Consider the following 17,971-nt stretch of genomic DNA (forward strand, 5'->3'; position numbering starts at 1 on the left):
ATTTTATTTATAATAGGCCTCCCCAGTCATGCACCATATCGCCCTCTAAGTACTTTTCGCAATCCATCGCTGCCATACAGCCTGAGCCTGCTGCGGTAATTGCCTGACGATATTTTTTATCCTGTACATCCCCACAAGCAAATACGCCCGCTACACTCGTTAACGATGTACCAGGCTTCACTACGATATATCCATGCTCATCCAGCTTGACCTGCTGTGCTAGAAAGCTAGTATTTGGAGTATGACCTATAGCGACAAATACCCCATCGGCTTCAATTAGCTTCTCTGATCCATCCAAGCCACGCACCTTTAATCCCTTCACAACCCCTTCAGGGGATGATTCCACAGCAAGAGGGGTATATCCTAATGCCCACTTCACCTTTTCGTTTTGCTGCACCCGCTCCTGCATAATTTTAGAAGCACGTAATTCCTCTCTACGATGTACAACTGTTACTTCAGTCGCAAAACGTGTTAAGAAACCCGCTTCCTCCATCGCAGAATCGCCACCGCCGACCACAATAATTTTTTTACCTCGGAAAAAAAAGCCATCACAAGTAGCACAAGTGCTTACTCCCCGTCCGATATTATCCTGCTCGCCTGGAATGCCTAAATATTTGGCAGATGCTCCGGTAGAGATCAAGACTGTCTCCGTACTTAATTGCTCACCGTTTTCTAAGGTAATTGTAAATGGAGAGCCTGACGATAAATCTACAGCAGAAGCCCGCCCTGTCTGAAACTTCGCACCAAAGCGTTCTGATTGCTTACGCATCGCATCCATTAATTCAGGACCTTGAATTCCTTCAGGAAAGCCTGGGAAATTTTCAATTTCTGTTGTTGTTGTAAGCTGACCCCCAGGCTGCTCTCCTTCAATAACAAGTGGATTCAAGCTCGCACGCGCCAAATAAATCGCCGCGGTTAAGCCAGCTGGTCCCGTACCGATTATGACTGATTTATACATATTAATTTCCTCCTTATCCAACAATGAGATCATCATCATTATGGACAAGTTCAGGAGTCATCATTCATCATTTAGCATTCATTAAATATTCTAAAAACTTCGAGATGACCGGTTTTTCTGGTGGAGATAGCTCATTGGGGAGAGGTAGGCTGGTAAAGTCGAAGAAAGCTAACTCGGATACTTCATTATTATCCATTTGAAGAGCACCTTCATAGTCGGTGCATATATACGCGGCTACAACATTGTAAACCTCATCGCCATTGGGGTACTTATAATATAATTCAGGACCTGAAAATACATGCATTAACGTTAATTGACGAGCAACAAGACCTGTTTCTTCTAAAAGCTCCCGTTTCGCAACGTCCTCTAAAGTTTCACCAAGCTCCATTGAGCCGCCTGGAGTCCCCCATAAACCATTATCCGTTCTTCTCTGCAATAATAGCCGGCCAGAATCACACAATAAAACACATGCACCCGTCATAATAATTGGTGTTGTCCCTACTAACTTCCTTAGCTCACTAATATAACCCATAGCGTCACTCCACTCTCCACCTCAATATAAAAATAGGCGCCAAACTTTATTTTGTTTGAACGCCTTTTATATCAAATCTACCAATCATATCGTTTTAATTATGCCAATGCTCTTAAAGCTGTTATTATGACAGTGAAAATCCATGTTATCTAACGACAAACATCTGCTCAGCAATTTTTTGCTTCACCTGACACACTGTGTCAATTCGTTCTACATACCGTCGTACCGTTGAAGCAGAAACCCCATAACGAGTAGAAATCATTTGATAAGAGGAATCTAGCTGATGTACCTTGCTGATAAGATAGTCAAGTGCTGCCGCCCATCCTTGTACAGACTGGATTGTTGGGATATTGGGGTACTGCAATGTCAGAAATTGCACCCATAACGTCTCCACGTCATGCTGTTGTTCTAAATCGCCTCGATTTGCCAAGTGTTCAAAGGCAACATCAAGTACACCTTGCCACTCCTTTTTCCATAACGGTAAGGTTGTTTTAACAACTGCGGTACTTACCATTTCTATCGTATTTCCATCATGAAAAGGAACGACTTTATTTACACCCATGCTTCGCAATGTAAACAACACTAAGTTCTTCACGTACATATCCTCATTGGGGTCAAGCAATAACTCCTGGAGCGCAAGCTTCACTTCCTCATCACCTATCTTGCCTAGTAACTGAACGACTCCAATTTTAGTAGGACGATCACTATGACGAAGTGCCCAAAATAGGGACGAGCGCAATAGTGGATTCTGATCAACCTGTGAAGGCAACCATTCATCTACCGATTCCCAATCCTTAAATTGCTCCTCAAATGGAAGCTGATAATGATAGCTAACGATCGGTAACCCTTGTCCATGCTCTGCCACCTCTAGCTGGCTCAAATAAAACTGCGCTGTGTCATGAGCAGGGTCAAGCTTTTCAATTTGTAACCAAAGCTTTTTGGCAACCTCATATCTACCTGTATTACATGCAGCGGCGGCGGCATAATGAATTAAATTCGGATCATGTCCATGCTCGATTGTTCTAAGTAATCTTCTAAAATGTCCATATGCGATCTCATGCTGACCTAAAATCCCCATCGTTGTTGCTAGTTTAAACACATGCTCTTGATGAAATGGAACAATTTTACGTAGGTTTTCGATTAACGAAAGAAGAAGAATGGTTTCACCTTGATGTTGATAAAAAATAGCTAGATTACATAAAGCATGTAAATTGCCATCATCTTGATCAAGAACACTAGCAATGGCTGCATGTGCAGCTTCAAAATCACCGCGGTAATAATAAGCTAATGCCAAATTATTAAGTGCAGCTAAAAAATCAGGCTGTTTTTGTGTAATATCCTCTAATAGGTTAATCGCCTGTGAAAAGTGTCCTGTCTCCAAGCATTTCCGAGCCTTTTCATGCTCGTAGACACCTTCTCGTGATTTAATCTGACTTAGCTTAGTCGGACGATTTAGCTCATATTGCAGCAATTCCATCATGTCCTTTGCTTCTTCAAGAAATTGCCCATTTTTGTCTTTTTCTAAGTAGTGCACAAGGGCTTCCTCTGCGTCCTCAAATAACTCCATATTGGCATAATTGTTAGCAATATAAAAATAGCATTCTGTCATTTCTGGGTCTATCTCTTCAAGAACATGCAACAACGCAGCATTAGACGCCGCATAATCTCCCATCTCAGATAAAATCCCTGCCATATTACAATGGTTCACTGGATTTTTAGGTTCATATTCAACGGCTTTGCCAAAATATTTTAATGCCTTGTCATAACGATACCGATCTAATGAAGAGAGTGCTCTCTCAAAGAAAAAGCCTGCATCCATTGTCAAAGGCAAGACGTTGTTTTTGACAGCTGTAGCTGGCTGTTTCTCATTGTCCAAGTGCAAAGCACCTCCTTTTTCTCACACTCAACAGTATACCATAGTCATGTACATCCTCCCATGAGGAAAAGAGTAGAATCTGCTAGCATTCCCTGTATAAAAGAGAAAAAATAGGTTAAAACCAAGTTGGGAATTATGTAAAATAATAGTATTGGTCGTCATCACATTTGTTTTATTTGTAATACTAGCTACAAGAGGGATTAAAGCGTTGGATCTATATATCGAAGAGAAGACGGTGGGAAATTCATCAAAAACTACATATGTCCCGACTACGAAAGATAACTAGAATAGTAATCTGTAATTAATAGTATTATGTAACTAGATATTAGTTGCTAGAATAAATCTGACAGCTAGGGTTGATGGAGGGAAAGTCCACATTCTTACACTTAGGCAATACCTCCACCTGCTCTTTTCAAACTTCTTACTTTCTAATTTTCAAACTACTTACCTTCAAACTTCCTCTTTCCAAAACCTTTTACTTTTAAGCCTCAGCTAACTTTAGTGAAATCATATCTCGCTTGCGGTTCTGAAAGGTGGCTAGCTCATTTACGCCTAATTCAGAAAGTAGCTTTAACGCAATATCGATATTTTGAAAAACATTTTCAGGCTGATGCGCATCCGATCCTACGGTCATAGAAATGTGTAATTGATGCGCTTGCTCTAAAATACGTCGGCTAGGAAACATTTCCTTACAAGGTTTAGTTAGACCTGAAGCATTAAGCTCAATCGCTACACCAGCATCAGCAATAGCTTTAAGCGCCATCTGTTCTAGCTGTTTCCATTCCTCAGCATGATCTGATGTTGGCACATACTCAAAACGTTTAATGACATCCAAATGACCCATAATATCATAAAACCCTGTTTTAGCCGCCTTGCTTACCGCCTCATAATAACGTCTATATTCGTTCAACACATCTTTACCTTCCCAGTTATGCACCTGACGAAAATCAGAAATATCCCATTCGCCTAAAAAATGAACAGAACCAATTACATAATCCCAAGGATAGTCTTCAATAATGCGGGCAATCTCTTCCTCATACCCTTCAATATAGTCACCTTCAAGTCCTAAGCGAATGTCAATTTGCTCACGGTACTTGTGTTTAAGCTGCAATACTTCTTCTACATAATACGGAAGCTCAGCCATTGGCATCGCCATTTCAGGGTAATACGTGGCAGGATTGACGTGTATGAGTGGCATATGATCGGATAAGCCAAGCTGTGTGATCCCTTTTGCAATCCCTTGCTGCACATATTGCTCTAGTGTTCCTTCCGCATGACCACAACGCGCATGGTGAGTATGATAGTCAATTAGCATGTAACAACCTCCCTTCACAACAAATTGCAATTTTGAAAAAATCAATAGTTCACTCTATCGTGGTACACTAATCCTTACGTGGCCGCTCATGTCGAAGCTGTAATTCCTGCATAATTTCGTCCAATTCAAGCCCTTGCTGACGCAACAACACAAGTAAATGATAGATGAGATCACTCACCTCATAACGAAGCTCTGCATTATCATTATTTTTAGCCGCTATAATCGATTCCGCGGTTTCTTCGCCTACTTTTTTAAGGATTTTATCTAATCCCTTTTCAAATAAATAAGTGGTGTATGCACCTTCCGGGCGAGTTTTGAATCGCTCCTCAATTAACTGCTCTAGCTCTTCCAAAACAGCAAAGCGCTCATCTGCGCCTTGTGCCGAACCTTGTTCAGCTATAGCTTGTACCTTTTGTACTTGCTGTTCCAGCTGTCCTTTCGCCCCCGATACGTTTACGTTTTGAACTGAAGATGCATCAGCTACGCCCTCTTGCCCGTCGTCCGCCATCACAACGTTATGGAAACAGCTAGTTTCCCCTGTATGACACGCAGGCCCTGCACATACCACTTCAAACAGAATCGCATCCGCATCACAATCGTAACGAAAGCCTACAATTTGTTGTGTATTCCCTGAGGTTGCCCCCTTATGCCACAATTCAGCGCGTGAACGGCTCCAGAACCAAGTTTGCTTTGTCTCTAAGCTTTTCAAGAAAGACTCCTCATTCACATAAGCAAGCGTAAGCACCTCTTTAGTATGAAAATCCTGTACAATAGCAGGGCATAACCCTTTATCATCCCATTTAATAGTATCCTTTAGTGACGAAATTGGCATACTCATCGAATCTCCACCCCTTTAAGTCGAAGTTGCTGCTTCACTTCTTCAATTGCCAGCTCTTTATAATGAAAAATACTTGCGGCTAACGCTGCATCAGCTTGCCCCGCAGTGAACACCTCATAAAAATCTTCGCTTTTTCCAGCTCCACCTGAAGCAATAACAGGAATAGAAACAGCGCTACTCACCGCTTTAGTTAAAGCAATGTCAAACCCATTTTTAGTCCCATCCGCGTCCATGCTTGTTAATAAAATTTCACCCGCACCTAGGCTTGTCACGTCTTTCACCCATTGTAAAGCCTTAATGCCTGTTGGCTTGCGCCCACCATGTGTATAGACTTCCCACTCTTCCCAATCTGCATTGTATTTCGCATCGACTGCAACTACAATACACTGGGAGCCAAAATAAGAAGCACCTTCAGAAATTAGCTTAGGGTTCAGCACCGCCGCGGTATTAATTCCAATCTTATCTGCGCCCGCACGTAAAATGGTCTTCATGTCCTCTACCTTTGAAATCCCCCCACCTACCGTAAATGGAATAGAAATTTCACCAGCCGTTTGCCGAACCACCTCGACCATTGTGGCACGCCCTTCATTTGAAGCAGAAATATCAAGAAATACTAGCTCGTCTGCCCCCTCTTGATCATACAATGCAGCTAGCTCTACAGGATCACCTGCATCACGCAGATTGACAAAGTTTACTCCCTTAACCACGCGTCCATCCTTGACATCAAGGCATGGAATAATTCGTTTAGCCAACATCCTGCTTCCCCCCTTTCTTTTTAACATGAGCTTGTAGCTTATTGCCACCTTAACCCCGATTGTGAGATTCAGATATCATTACTATTTACCTGAAGATTACTACCCACCTGAAGTCGTCATGCCCTACATCGCTAATAACCTGCTACGCCTTCTGTATTTCCGCAATCGCTTTTTCTAATGAAATATTCCCTGTATAAAGTGCTTTACCTACAATCGCTCCACCTACACCTTGATCCTTATAACGTGCCAATGCCAATAAATCCTCCTGTACGGTTACCCCACCAGAAGCAATGACCGTTTTACCAGATACCTTCGCTAAATTCACGATAGCTTCTACATTTGGACCCTGCATCATCCCATCTCTAGAAATATCGGTGAAAATAAACGTTTCCGCTCCCTTGGCCGCTAATTGCTGCGCAAGCTCCACTGCTTGGATCGAAGATGTGTTTAACCAACCTCTTGTTGCAACATAGCCGTCTCTAGCATCAATGCCAATCGCAACCTGATCACCATATTGCTGTAGTACTGCGGATGTAAATGCTTCGTCCTCAATCGCAGCCGTTCCGATAATGACTCGACTTACACCTAACGACAGCAACCTTTTGACCGATTCCAAATCTCGAATGCCGCCGCCAACCTGCACAGGAACCCCAACGGCTGACGCAATCTGACCGATTAACTCGTCATTAACTGGATAACCTGCTTTCGCCCCATCCAAGTCAACAAGGTGAATATAGCTTCCCCCTTGCTGTTCCCAAGCCTTTGCGACCTCAACCGGATTTTCGTTGTACACCGTCTCCTGATTGTAATCCCCTTGCACTAGCCTGACACACTTGCCACCACGAATATCAATCGCAGGATATATAATAAATGACATCTCACTGGCCCCCTTATACTTCATTACAAAGACTATTCTCTCAGCTGACAGTTACATTCCCACTCAAGCTTGCTTCTTACCAACAACATTATTTAAAAAGCTTTCCAGCAAAGCCATACCTAACTCACTGCTCTTCTCAGGGTGAAACTGCATTCCATAAACATTGCCACGTCCCACAATCGCGGTCACCTCATGACCATAGTCTGTAACGGCTAACAAATCAGCACGATCTGTAGGCAGTACATGATATGAGTGGACAAAATAAACATAACCTTCCTCTAACCCTGCTAGCAAAGCATCATTTTCCGCTTTAAACTGTAGCTTATTCCAGCCCATATGTGGAATTTTAAGCTCTCCTTCTACAAAGCGTACCACCTTGCCTGGTAAAATCCCAAGCCCCTGATAGTTGCCATGTTCCACACTTTCATCAAACAATAACTGCATCCCAAGGCAGATCCCCAGTAGCGGTTGACCACGTGTAACGACATCCTGTAGCACTTTATCCAGTCCGGTCTGCGACAATTGCTTCATCGCATCTCCAAAAGCACCCACCCCTGGCAAAATAACACCATCTGCCGCCTCAATCTCTGCTTGGCTAGCGGCTACAATGACTTGATGCCCTAAACGTTCTACCGCCTTGCCCACACTATGCAAATTCCCCATGCCGTAGTCAACAATTGCTACTTTCACGATACTACAGCACTCCTTTCGTTGAAGGCACACCAGTTACACGTGGGTCTATGCTTGTCGCCTCGTCTAGTGCACGTCCTAATGCCTTAAAGACAGCCTCCACCATGTGGTGTGTATTTTTACCATAATGAACAATGACATGTAACGTAATTCTTGCCTCAAGTGCAAGCTTCCATAAAAACTCATGTACAAGCTCAACGTCAAAACTCCCTACACGACTAGACGGATACTCCGCTCGATACTCAAAGTGAGGACGATTGCTAATATCTACAACTACTTGGGCCAAAGCTTCATCCATCGGGATAAAGACACTCGCATAACGCTTAATCCCCTTTTTATCGCCTAAAGCTTCACGAAATACTTGCCCTAAGCAAATGCCGATATCCTCCACCGTATGATGATCATCAATTTCGATATCCCCTTGAGCCTTCACATCCAAATTAAATTGACCATGCTTCGTAAATAAATCCAACATATGATTTAAAAACGGCACATCGGTTTCAAGGTTCGTTTTACCCGTTCCATCTATGTCAAAGGACAATTTAATATTCGTTTCATTCGTTTGGCGACTTACTTCACTGCTACGTCCCTGTGAATTACTCATTATAATCACCTATTCCTCTCAACCTGTGTTTTAGGGCTTCTTTACTGTTCCTTACGTGCTTTGCCTTCCTTCGCTAACCGAACCTCAATCGCTCTAGCATGTCCTTCTAACCCTTCACGTCGTGCTAGCTCAATAATGGTGTCTCCGTCTCTAAGTAACGCTTCCTTGCTATAATAAATCAAACTTGATTTCTTAATAAAATCGTCCACATCTACTGGAGATGAAAAACGAGCTGTTCCATTTGTGGGAATAATATGGTTGGGGCCTGCAAAATAATCCCCCACAGGCTCAGAGCTATAAGCACCTACAAAAATCGCACCTGCATTTACAACCTTACCCACGTATTGCATTGGCTCCTCTACCATCAATTCAAAATGCTCTGGAGCGATGCTGTTGATGACATCTATCCCTGCCTCGATTGAATCCACCACGATAATGACACCATAGTCTCGAATAGAAGCTCTAGCAATGTCCTGACGAGGTAGCTCAGCCAACTGGCGCTCCACCTCCTGCTGACAAGCTGTAGCAAAGGAGACTGAAGGTGTCACAAGGATTGCACATGCCATCTCATCATGCTCTGCTTGTGATAACAGGTCTGCCGCCACATAGACAGGATCAGCATGTTCATCTGCTAGCACTGCAATTTCGCTTGGTCCAGCGATACTATCAATGTCTACTGCACCATAGACCTCACGTTTTGCAAGCGCCACATAAATATTTCCGGGCCCACAAATTTTATCGACCTGCTTAATACTATCTGTACCATACGCAAGTGCGGCAATCGCTTGTGCACCACCCACACGATAAATTTCCTTCACCCCTACTTCTGCAGCCGCTACTAGAATATAAGGGTCTATACCTTCCTTCCCACCTGTAGCTGGCGGTGTTACTAATACGATTTCCTTCACGCCCGCCACCTGAGCAGGAATCACATTCATGAGTACCGAAGAGGGATATGACGCTTTACCCCCAGGGACATATACGCCAACACGCTGTAATGGGTGAATAATTTGCCCGAGAATTGTACCATCCTGCTGAACATCCATCCAAGATTCCCGCTTTTGTCTACTATGAAAGGCACGAATGTTATTAGCAGCACTTACGATCGCTTGCACAAATGTAGGCTCTACCTTCAGATATGCATCTTTAAGCTCCTGCTCTGTTACTCGCAATTGGGAGGCTTCGAGCGCTACCCCATCAAGCTCCTTACTATATTTTAATACTGCTTGATCACCTTCTGCCTTCACTTCTGCTACAATTTTCTTTACATCTGCATTTTGCTCTGGTGTACCATAGTCCACATCACGCTGAAGCTTAAATTCCTCTAACGCTACGATTCGCATCCCTTATTCCCCCTCGATCACTTTACTCAGTGCATCACATACCGCTTGGATTTCACTATTTTTCATCCGATAACTTACTCTATTCGCAATGAGACGACTCGTAATCTCAAATATACTTTCCATCTCAACTAAGCCATTCTCCCGTAACGTTTGTCCTGTTTCTACCATATCCACGATTCGATCTGCCAAACCAATAAGAGGAGCAAGCTCAATCGATCCATTTAGCTTAATGACCTCGACCTGCTTCCCTTGCTCACGAAAATACTGCGAAGCAACATTAGGATACTTTGTAGCCACACGCTGCTGAATGCCTGGCTTCCAATCTGGCAAACCAATGACGGACATCCGACATCTCGCAATTCCCAGATCTAATAACTCATATACATCTCGCTTTTCCTCTAGCAAAACATCTTTGCCTACCACACCAATATCGGCAACTCCGTATTCTACATACGTAGGCACATCTACAGGCTTTGCCATAATAAATTCCATTCCCAGATCAGGTAAAGGAATAACAAGCTTACGTGATTCATCTACATCCTTTGGAATGTTTATTCCAGCAATCCGAAACATTTCAGAAGCCTTTTTATAAATTCTCCCTTTTGGCATCGCAACCTTAATAATTTGGCCCAAGCTTCGCTCCCCCTCATTTTACACATCTATAACTAAACCTATATCTTCAGCATTTTGTATAAATGAATTAACTTTCCTACCTTATTCCCGCTCTACGCTATTTAATCAAAAATAATGACCTCACTATACAATTGTTTTCCTTGCTCTTGGTTGCTTTCCGTCTTCTCACTCATGTGCACACTATCGTTGCTTTTATCTACTGCTGTATTGAATTCGCTAGTAATCACTTTGCGCCCTGCTTCTCTTAAAGCATTAGCACGACCAAAAGCCTCTTTACGACGAGCAGCAACATAAGTAATAAGAATCGGAGCCTCATACGCTACCTCAAGCCCATGTACTCCATCTAAAATGCGGTTCGTTTTAATTGAAAACCCTGTTGCAGGTGCAGGACGACCTAACTGCTGAAGCAAATTATCGTACCGTCCGCCATTACATACCGGTGATCCAAGCTCTGATGCGTAACCTTCAAAGGTCATCCCCGTATAATACGTAAAATCGCCGATCATCGTTAAATCTATAACAACATGCTGAGCAACGCCATAATCCTCAAGCACATCCCATATCTTTATTAAATGCTCCATTGCACCTATCGAAAGGGGATGCTGACTTAATTGCTTGGCTTGCGTACAGATTTCTTTGCCACCTCGTAAGCGCAATAGGCCCTCTAGCTCTTTTCTCTGCCCTTCTGCTAAAGATAACGTACCTAATAGCTCCTTATAACCTACATAATCACGCTCTAGCAACTTACCTTTTAATCCTTCACGCGCCTCTTCTGCGGTTGGTAATGTCTCTTGTAGTATTCCGTCCAAAAAACCGACGTGCCCAAGCGCAATTTTAAACTGAGATACGCCCGCGGCTTGGAGGGAAGAGATCGCAAGTGCAATAACTTCTGCATCTGCCTCCGCTGAATCATCACCAACTAGCTCCACGCCCGTCTGGAAAAATTCAGCTTCTCTTCCCGCTTCCTCTTCAATCGTTCTAAATACGTTGGCATGGTAACATAAACGAAGAGGCAGTGGCTCATCCTTAAGTAGTGATGAAACTACTCTAGCAATGGGTGCGGTCATATCCGATCGAAGCACCATCTGCGTCCCTCTGTTATTTAAAAGCTTAAACAATTTATGATCAGAGGTTGAGCTTGCTGTCCCTACGGTTTCGTAATATTCCATCGTTGGAGTCATAATTTGACGGTATCCCCAGCTAGCCATACAAGCTAACATTTTGCTCTCTATGGCACGTAATTTATCTACCGCATAGGGCAAATAATCACGTACACCAATTGGTTTTTCAAATCCTTTAGGCTTAGACAACAAGCTCACCTCATCCATTCATATTTTCATTAAATAAATTACATCAATAAATAGTTAATACTTTTGGGGTAAGATTTATTATAATTTCTTTATCATAATATGCTTTATTATATTAAAGTACTACCATACTACCAAACTAAAGTTAAGTGATATTTTATCATATCTTTTTTAGCTTCGTCAATTATAAAAAAATAAAACCGTTTTGTAGCATGGACTGTCTTAATATATAAGTATGCATACTATAATTTTGCGTTTTGATTATGACCAGTACAGATAGAGAGAAGAGGAAGGAACTTTAATCGTATGACAACACATACATTAGCTTTCGCGGCTTGCCAAGGGGATCAGCAAGCATTTGAGCAATTAATAACTACACATCAAGAAAAGCTTTATCGTATCGCCTTCAGCTATTTAAGAAATGAAGCCGATTCGTTAGAAGCGATTCAAGAAGCGGTATGTCGAGCTTGGGTCAAGTGCTCTCATATCAGAGATCCAGAAGCCTTCATACCTTGGCTCATTCGTGTTCTGATTAATTACTGTATTGATGAGCAAAGGCGGCAAAAGCGGACAACAACCTCCGAGCAAATTGAGCCTGTCCAACAAAGTATTGAAATGGTAAGTGTTCAAAAAATGGATTTACAGACGGCATTAGATAAATTAAAGCCTAAATATCGTCATGTCCTTATTCTTAAATATTATCATGATATGACATTAACAGATATAGCAACGATTTTAGATAAACCAGAAGGAACAGTAAAAACGTGGCTCCACCAAGGTTTAAAGCAGGTGCGGGTTCAAATGAGTCGAGGAGGGATCTACTAACATGGCTAGGCATCAGACGAAACATGAAGCTATACAGAAGGGCAAACAAAAGGGGCAGCAACATACTCAACAACTATTTGAGCAGGCTAGCTCTGATTTTAACTCAACTTTTCCTACCATTCCAGAATATAAATTACAAGCAGCCATTAAGAAAGGCATTGATCGTGGCAACAAGCAAAAAAGATTTAAAAATGGCTTTAAGAAATGGGGCCTACCTACGGGTGCAGTGGTGCTGTGTGCTCTGTTGTTTACGTTAATTTCATTACAACCCAGTTGGACTAAGCTAGTAAATCAAAGTGCAGAGAGTACGAGTACAAGCTCAATGGAAAATATACCTGATTACATTGTGGCCCAATTAAACTCACAAGCCTTACGAAAAGCTGCCCAAAATGGCTTGTACCAACCCATCAACCAAACATCCCAGCAGGATCAATTCTCTTTTACAGTAGATGGGGTGATCGCAGATGGAAAAAGTGCGACAATATTTTATACGATGAATTTGAAGCCAGGCTCACCATATGACAGCATCACTGACCTTTCATTTTTAGATGATAATGGTAATCCTATAGAAACATTTATAAATTTGTCCACTGAAATATTAAATGTTGGTGACGAATATAGTCTTCATATGCGTAACAAAGTGACCATTTTAAGTAAATCAGGCGAATTACCTACAAATTTAATTATGAAAGCATTCCCTAAATTTAGTAAACTTATCTCGTCTAAATTGTTAACCGAAGAAGAGAGGAACAAAGTTTTTGATATAGGCAAAGAATTTAAAGTCTCAATTCCAATAGACAAATCTGTATATTCAGATTTAGTGAAGTACATCCCAATTAATAAGCAGGAACAATCAGCAAACTATGATTTCATTATCGAAAAAGCGATCCTTCATCCAATGAGTACAGAGCTTCAAATTAAAATAAATAAACCCAATGTAGATTTATTTCATAGCTTTATTTTACCTAGCTTGACCATTACAGATGGGGAAACATATTTATCCACTAAAAATATCAGCAGGATTGGTTCTCAAGCCTATAAAAAGGACGCCAACACGATCTCAGTGTATTTCGACAGTATTTATTATTTAGAGCATGATACGATCACATTCCAAGCAGATGGGATCAGGAATAGCTTCAAAGAGCAACCTAAATTAGTCATAGATACTGTTAACAAGAAGCTTATTAGCTCGACAGAGTTAATTAATCTAGAGTCGATAAAAAGTTATAAAGCAAATAATACAACAGAAATAGAGTTGAAAATTAAGAAACATCGAAGTGAAGATGAACTTTTAACCTTCATTTCAGAACTAAAAGATAACAATGGCGTTGAATATCAACCTACGCAAAGACATAAAAGTTTAAATTTAAGCTCAGATGATAAAGAATTTCAAACATTAAGAATAGAGCTTGAAACTAAAAAATATGCTCAACCTTTAACTTTAACTGTAGATAATCTCTATGAAGAGCATTTACAGAAGATTGATATCCCTTTAATCGGCATTCAAAAGAAGTAGTAGACATAAAAACGCAAAAACAGGTAGATCAGAGACTATTACCTTGTTTCATCTCTAGATCTACCTGTTCTTGTTATTTCCATCAAATCACAGTTAACTCTATTTTTCTGCTAACGCTCAAAGCTTGATTTCTTTCTAATTTCTCAAACATATTATTTTCTTAATATTATATTAATCTTTAACATCACTTTTACGCTCCAACACCCGCAGTGGATTACCACCTACAAAGGTGCCAGCTTCCACATCTTTATGCACTACAGAACCTGCCGCAACAACGGCTCCATCTCCAATCGTTACACCTGGTAAAATGGTTGTATTTGCACCAATTAACACTTCATCGCCAATAATAACCTCACCTAATCGGTATTCCTTAATTAGATATTCATGCGCAAGAATCGTGGTGTTATAGCCAATCACGGAGTTCCTTCCAACCGAAATCAGCTGCGGGAAAAACACATCGACCATAACCATCAGACCAAAGGCAGTATGCTCCCCCACCTTCATCTTCAAAAGACGGCGATATATCCAGTTTTTCAAAGGTAAAATTGGACAGTACCTAGCACATTGAATAAAAATAAAATTCAGTACACCTTTAACTGGGTTTACCGTACGGTAGATCTGCCATAAAGCATTTGTTCCTTCTACTGGATATCTCTCCACTTTTCTCACTTTATCATGACTCCAATCTCATAATTCCGTACAATTCAGTCACATCATCAATGACATAAGCAGGATCATATTTTCGAAGCACCTCTGCTCCTTTTAAAGACCAAGATACAGCCACTGAAACAACTCCAGCCGCATTAGCAGCCTGAATGTCTGCTGGACTATCTCCTACCATTATTGTCCGCTTCGGATCAGATCCTAACTGTTCTACGGCAGTAAGCACAGGCTCTGGATTGGGCTTAGGCTCCTTCACATCATCCAATGTAACAATGACGTCAAAGTATTTTAGATAATCAAAGTGCTCTAGTACCCGTTTTGTACTTTCCTTCATTTTTGTAGTGACAATGCCTAATTTTATCCCTTGCTCCTGTAAATGCATGATCACTTCTTTAACATTTGGAAAACCCTTGACCATATTATCATGATGAATGTTACTATAGTCGCGGTAAGCTTGAGCTAAATGAGATACATCCTCAAGTCCTGTAAAAATTTTAAATTGGTGATCTAATGTTAATCCCATATTAGGAATAATTTCTTCCCTCGTAAAGGGCTTGTCCGTATGTTCCCCAAGCACGTGCAAAAAGCCCGAAATAATTAGCTCATTTGTATTTATAATCGTTCCATCTAAATCAAACAATACAGTGTCAATCATAGCTAGTCTCCTTATCCAACTGCTCTCTCTAGTTATAATATTTATGCTAAATCTTTACTTGTTGTATTCAGCTTTTATCATCAATTTTCTGACTATCTTCCGATTTGCGATTATTAGCTTCTATTGAATGTTGTTCTTTTCCACTCGCAGTATTCGAATGCGGCAACTCATCTACACCACTGCTTTTAGTAGATACAATCGGGTCGCTATAATATGCAAGATTTTTAATCGTCATACGGCGATAAATGATCCATGCTACAGCAACAACAACAATAATGATCGGAAGTAGCTGCGAGATACGGATATTGCCATACGCGGCATCTAATGCACCATGCTCAAATCCTAACCACTCCATCGGTGCCCACAACGTGTTTATAAAGGAAGCTAACCATGCTGGACCCTGAAATGCCAAACTATCTGTTCGTACTGCCTCGATAAAGAAGCGTCCGATTGAATATAAAATGAAGTAGCTAAAAAATACTTCACCTGCGCGTACAAATTTTTGTCTTCTTAAAATAAACAAGGCAATTAAAACAAACAAGCTCCATACTGACTCATATAAAAAGGTCGGATGATGGTACACACCTTGAATATTCATTTGATCCACGATAAAGGAAGGCAAGTGAAGGTAGTCGCTTAAAAAGGTTTCTGTCGTAGGCCCACCATAAGCTTCCTGATTCACGAAATTACCCCATCGACCAATCATTTGTCCAACAATTAACCCTGGTGCAAGAATATCCGCGATTCGCCAGAAATCATATCCACGCTTTTTAAACAAAATAACTGCACAGATGATGGCACCAATTAACGCACCATATATGGCAATGCCACCTTCCCATATTTTAAAAATATCCAATAGATTGTCCTTATAGTCATCCCATTTGAAGGCAACAAAATAAAGTCTAGCTCCTACAATTGCCGAGGGAACACCAAATAGCAATACATCCATAAAAAATTCCTGCGGGATGCCAAAGCGTTTTCCTTCACGTATCGCTATCCATAAGCCAATTAAAGCACCCATACCTAATATGAGACCATACCAGCGTATAGTTAGAAAACCACCGATTGAAAAAATAACTGGATCTATCATTAATGTCGCCATGCCTCACACTCCTAAAAATGGATTTTGCATTATTTTTAATAACGCAAAATCCCTAGATTCAACTACAAGAATGTTCAATTACTAATCATTTAATATCTACATGTATTCTTATATTTTTGCTAGTTATAAATCATTATTCATTTTGGTATCTCTACGAGGTTATTCAAGATCGTCCATGTCTTCAGCAATCGTTTCTGTTAACTTCGTAGTAAACTGCAATGCGGCGTTGTAGCCCATACGCTTCAAGCGATAATTCATCGCTGCTACTTCAATGATGACAGCTAAGTTACGACCAGGACGTACAGGAATAGTTGCAAGTGGAACATCGGTATCAATAATCCGAGTAGTTTCCTCGTCCAGACCTAAACGATCATATTGCTTATCTTGTTGCCAAGCTTCTAATCTGACAACTAGCGTAATCCGTTTATTGTTACGAATTGCACCTGCTCCAAATAAAGTCATTACATTAATAATACCAACGCCACGAATTTCTAATAAATGTCTAATGAGTTCTGGTGCCGTACCATGCAACTGATTGTCGGAGGTTTGGCGAATCTCTACCGCATCATCGGCGATTAAGCGATGTCCACGCTTCACCAATTCTAATGCTGTTTCACTTTTACCAATACCACTAGATCCTGTAATGAGCATCCCAACTCCATACACGTCTACCAATACCCCATGGATCGTTGCCGTTGGTGCAAGCTTACGCTCAAGAAAACTCGTAATTCTACTAGACAAAATGGTTGTAGCCATACTACTACGTAAAACAGGGACATTGTTACGAGTACTAATATCAATTAGCTCCTGCGGCACTGCCCATGATCTTGTTACAATAATACATGGTGTATCAGGACTGCTACATAAACGTTCCATACGACTAATACGTTCCGCCTCAGGTAGCATTTCATAAAAGGCCAATTCCGTTTTCCCTAAAATTTGTACACGTTCAGGTGGATGGTATTCAAAATATCCCGCCATCTCTAAACCTGGTCGATACAAATCATCTACCGTAATTGTACGACTCAACCCCTGTTCACCAGACACAACCTCAAGTCCAAACTGGTTCACCATCTCAGACACTTTTACCTTTTTTGCCATGGAGTTCTCCTTTTCCCAATACGATACCCTTAAATGTCGCTAACTATGAGGGCACCTGTGGTTTTAATAATTATGTAAGGAAAACATATATTTAACCTGCTGTCATATGTCTTCCTCTATAAAATAATTACAATTAAAATTAAACCTTCACATGATGAAGTCTACATAATGGAGTATGTATTCATCGTAAAGGAAAATGACGCTTAAATCAATGTTGCTTAACCAATTTACAATAAATATAGGGGGGTGATGTCATTGCATTTAATTACTAGAGTAAAGGGCTGAGTTTTTTTTTTTTCAGCCCCTCCTCATCAAACCGTACGTGAGGTTTTCCCTCATACGGCTTTCCGATGTTCTTCTTTTATGCGCATGCAGATTACA

At 41.1% G+C, this 17,971-nt stretch carries 18 protein-coding genes; 2 read left to right on the plus strand and 16 right to left on the minus strand.

Annotated features, from left to right (window positions below; all coding sequences use genetic code 11):
- Positions 1-7: 7 nt before the first annotated feature.
- The 12 genes from trxB to J2Z32_RS15970 all read right to left on the minus strand — a co-directional run bounded on the left by trxB (position 8) and on the right by J2Z32_RS15970 (position 11,731).
- On the minus strand, positions 8-958 hold the full coding sequence (gene trxB, locus J2Z32_RS15915; protein ID WP_210090161.1) for a thioredoxin-disulfide reductase: 951 nt from the start codon (positions 956-958) through the stop codon (positions 8-10).
- A 67-nt stretch (positions 959-1,025) separates the two neighbouring features.
- On the minus strand, positions 1,026-1,490 hold the full coding sequence (locus J2Z32_RS15920; protein WP_210090162.1) for an NUDIX hydrolase: 465 nt from the start codon (positions 1,488-1,490) through the stop codon (positions 1,026-1,028).
- Between the two features lie 145 nt (positions 1,491-1,635).
- Positions 1,636-3,366, minus strand: a complete 1,731-nt coding sequence (locus J2Z32_RS15925) for a tetratricopeptide repeat protein (RefSeq protein ID WP_342453971.1) — start codon at positions 3,364-3,366, stop codon at positions 1,636-1,638.
- A gap of 481 nt (positions 3,367-3,847) precedes the next feature.
- Positions 3,848-4,681 carry a histidinol-phosphatase HisJ gene (gene hisJ, locus J2Z32_RS15930; protein ID WP_210090163.1) on the minus strand — a complete coding sequence of 278 codons (834 nt, stop codon included), beginning with the start codon at positions 4,679-4,681 and terminating at the stop codon, positions 3,848-3,850.
- A gap of 67 nt (positions 4,682-4,748) precedes the next feature.
- Entirely contained in the window at positions 4,749-5,519 is a 771-nt protein-coding gene (gene hisIE, locus J2Z32_RS15935) for a bifunctional phosphoribosyl-AMP cyclohydrolase/phosphoribosyl-ATP diphosphatase HisIE (protein ID WP_210090164.1), read from the minus strand.
- Positions 5,516-6,274: an imidazole glycerol phosphate synthase subunit HisF gene (gene hisF, locus J2Z32_RS15940; RefSeq protein ID WP_210090165.1), complete on the minus strand. Its 759-nt coding sequence runs from the start codon at positions 6,272-6,274 to the stop codon at positions 5,516-5,518. Before hisF ends, hisIE begins: the two co-directional genes overlap by 4 nt.
- Before the next feature lie 142 nt (positions 6,275-6,416).
- Positions 6,417-7,151: a 1-(5-phosphoribosyl)-5-[(5-phosphoribosylamino)methylideneamino]imidazole-4-carboxamide isomerase gene (gene hisA / locus J2Z32_RS15945; RefSeq protein ID WP_210090166.1), complete on the minus strand. Its 735-nt coding sequence runs from the start codon at positions 7,149-7,151 to the stop codon at positions 6,417-6,419.
- 63 nt (positions 7,152-7,214) lie between these two features.
- Positions 7,215-7,841 (minus strand): imidazole glycerol phosphate synthase subunit HisH, encoded by a 627-nt coding sequence (gene hisH, locus J2Z32_RS15950; RefSeq protein ID WP_210090167.1) that lies wholly within the window; start codon positions 7,839-7,841, stop codon positions 7,215-7,217.
- Between the two features lie 4 nt (positions 7,842-7,845).
- Positions 7,846-8,445 (minus strand): imidazoleglycerol-phosphate dehydratase HisB, encoded by a 600-nt coding sequence (gene hisB, locus J2Z32_RS15955; RefSeq protein WP_210090168.1) that lies wholly within the window; start codon positions 8,443-8,445, stop codon positions 7,846-7,848.
- Positions 8,446-8,486: 41 nt separating this feature from the next.
- Positions 8,487-9,788 carry a histidinol dehydrogenase gene (gene hisD, locus J2Z32_RS15960; RefSeq protein ID WP_210090169.1) on the minus strand — a complete coding sequence of 434 codons (1,302 nt, stop codon included), beginning with the start codon at positions 9,786-9,788 and terminating at the stop codon, positions 8,487-8,489.
- Between the two features lie 3 nt (positions 9,789-9,791).
- Positions 9,792-10,421: an ATP phosphoribosyltransferase gene (hisG, locus tag J2Z32_RS15965; RefSeq protein WP_210090170.1), complete on the minus strand. Its 630-nt coding sequence runs from the start codon at positions 10,419-10,421 to the stop codon at positions 9,792-9,794.
- Positions 10,422-10,522: 101 nt separating this feature from the next.
- Positions 10,523-11,731 (minus strand): ATP phosphoribosyltransferase regulatory subunit, encoded by a 1,209-nt coding sequence (locus J2Z32_RS15970; RefSeq protein WP_210090187.1) that lies wholly within the window; start codon positions 11,729-11,731, stop codon positions 10,523-10,525.
- A 303-nt stretch (positions 11,732-12,034) separates the two neighbouring features.
- Between J2Z32_RS15970 and J2Z32_RS15975 the strand changes: the two genes are divergently transcribed.
- Together J2Z32_RS15975 and J2Z32_RS15980 are read left to right on the plus strand one after the other, a co-directional pair.
- Positions 12,035-12,553, plus strand: a complete 519-nt coding sequence (locus J2Z32_RS15975; RefSeq protein WP_210090171.1) for a sigma-70 family RNA polymerase sigma factor — start codon at positions 12,035-12,037, stop codon at positions 12,551-12,553.
- A 1-nt stretch (position 12,554) separates the two neighbouring features.
- Complete coding sequence (locus J2Z32_RS15980; protein ID WP_210090172.1) at positions 12,555-14,069, plus strand: DUF4179 domain-containing protein; 1,515 nt, start codon at positions 12,555-12,557, stop codon at positions 14,067-14,069.
- A gap of 171 nt (positions 14,070-14,240) precedes the next feature.
- On the opposite strand, the gene J2Z32_RS15985 is transcribed toward J2Z32_RS15980, so the two are convergent.
- From J2Z32_RS15985 to hprK, 4 genes are all read right to left on the minus strand, one after another.
- Positions 14,241-14,738 carry an acyltransferase gene (locus tag J2Z32_RS15985; RefSeq protein WP_210090173.1) on the minus strand — a complete coding sequence of 166 codons (498 nt, stop codon included), beginning with the start codon at positions 14,736-14,738 and terminating at the stop codon, positions 14,241-14,243.
- Positions 14,739-14,742: 4 nt separating this feature from the next.
- A complete protein-coding gene (gene ppaX, locus J2Z32_RS15990; protein ID WP_210090174.1) occupies positions 14,743-15,387 on the minus strand; it encodes a pyrophosphatase PpaX in 645 nt (214 codons plus the stop codon).
- A gap of 67 nt (positions 15,388-15,454) precedes the next feature.
- The gene (gene lgt / locus J2Z32_RS15995; RefSeq protein ID WP_210090175.1) at positions 15,455-16,489 is read right to left on the minus strand and encodes a prolipoprotein diacylglyceryl transferase; all 1,035 of its coding nucleotides are present in this window, start codon (positions 16,487-16,489) and stop codon (positions 15,455-15,457) included.
- 159 nt (positions 16,490-16,648) lie between these two features.
- Positions 16,649-17,590, minus strand: a complete 942-nt coding sequence (gene hprK, locus J2Z32_RS16000; RefSeq protein WP_210090176.1) for an HPr(Ser) kinase/phosphatase — start codon at positions 17,588-17,590, stop codon at positions 16,649-16,651.
- Between the last annotated feature and the right edge of the window lie 381 nt (positions 17,591-17,971).

This window comes from Paenibacillus turicensis, assembly GCF_017873435.1.
Taxonomy (GTDB): domain Bacteria; phylum Bacillota; class Bacilli; order Paenibacillales; family Paenibacillaceae; genus Fontibacillus; species Fontibacillus turicensis.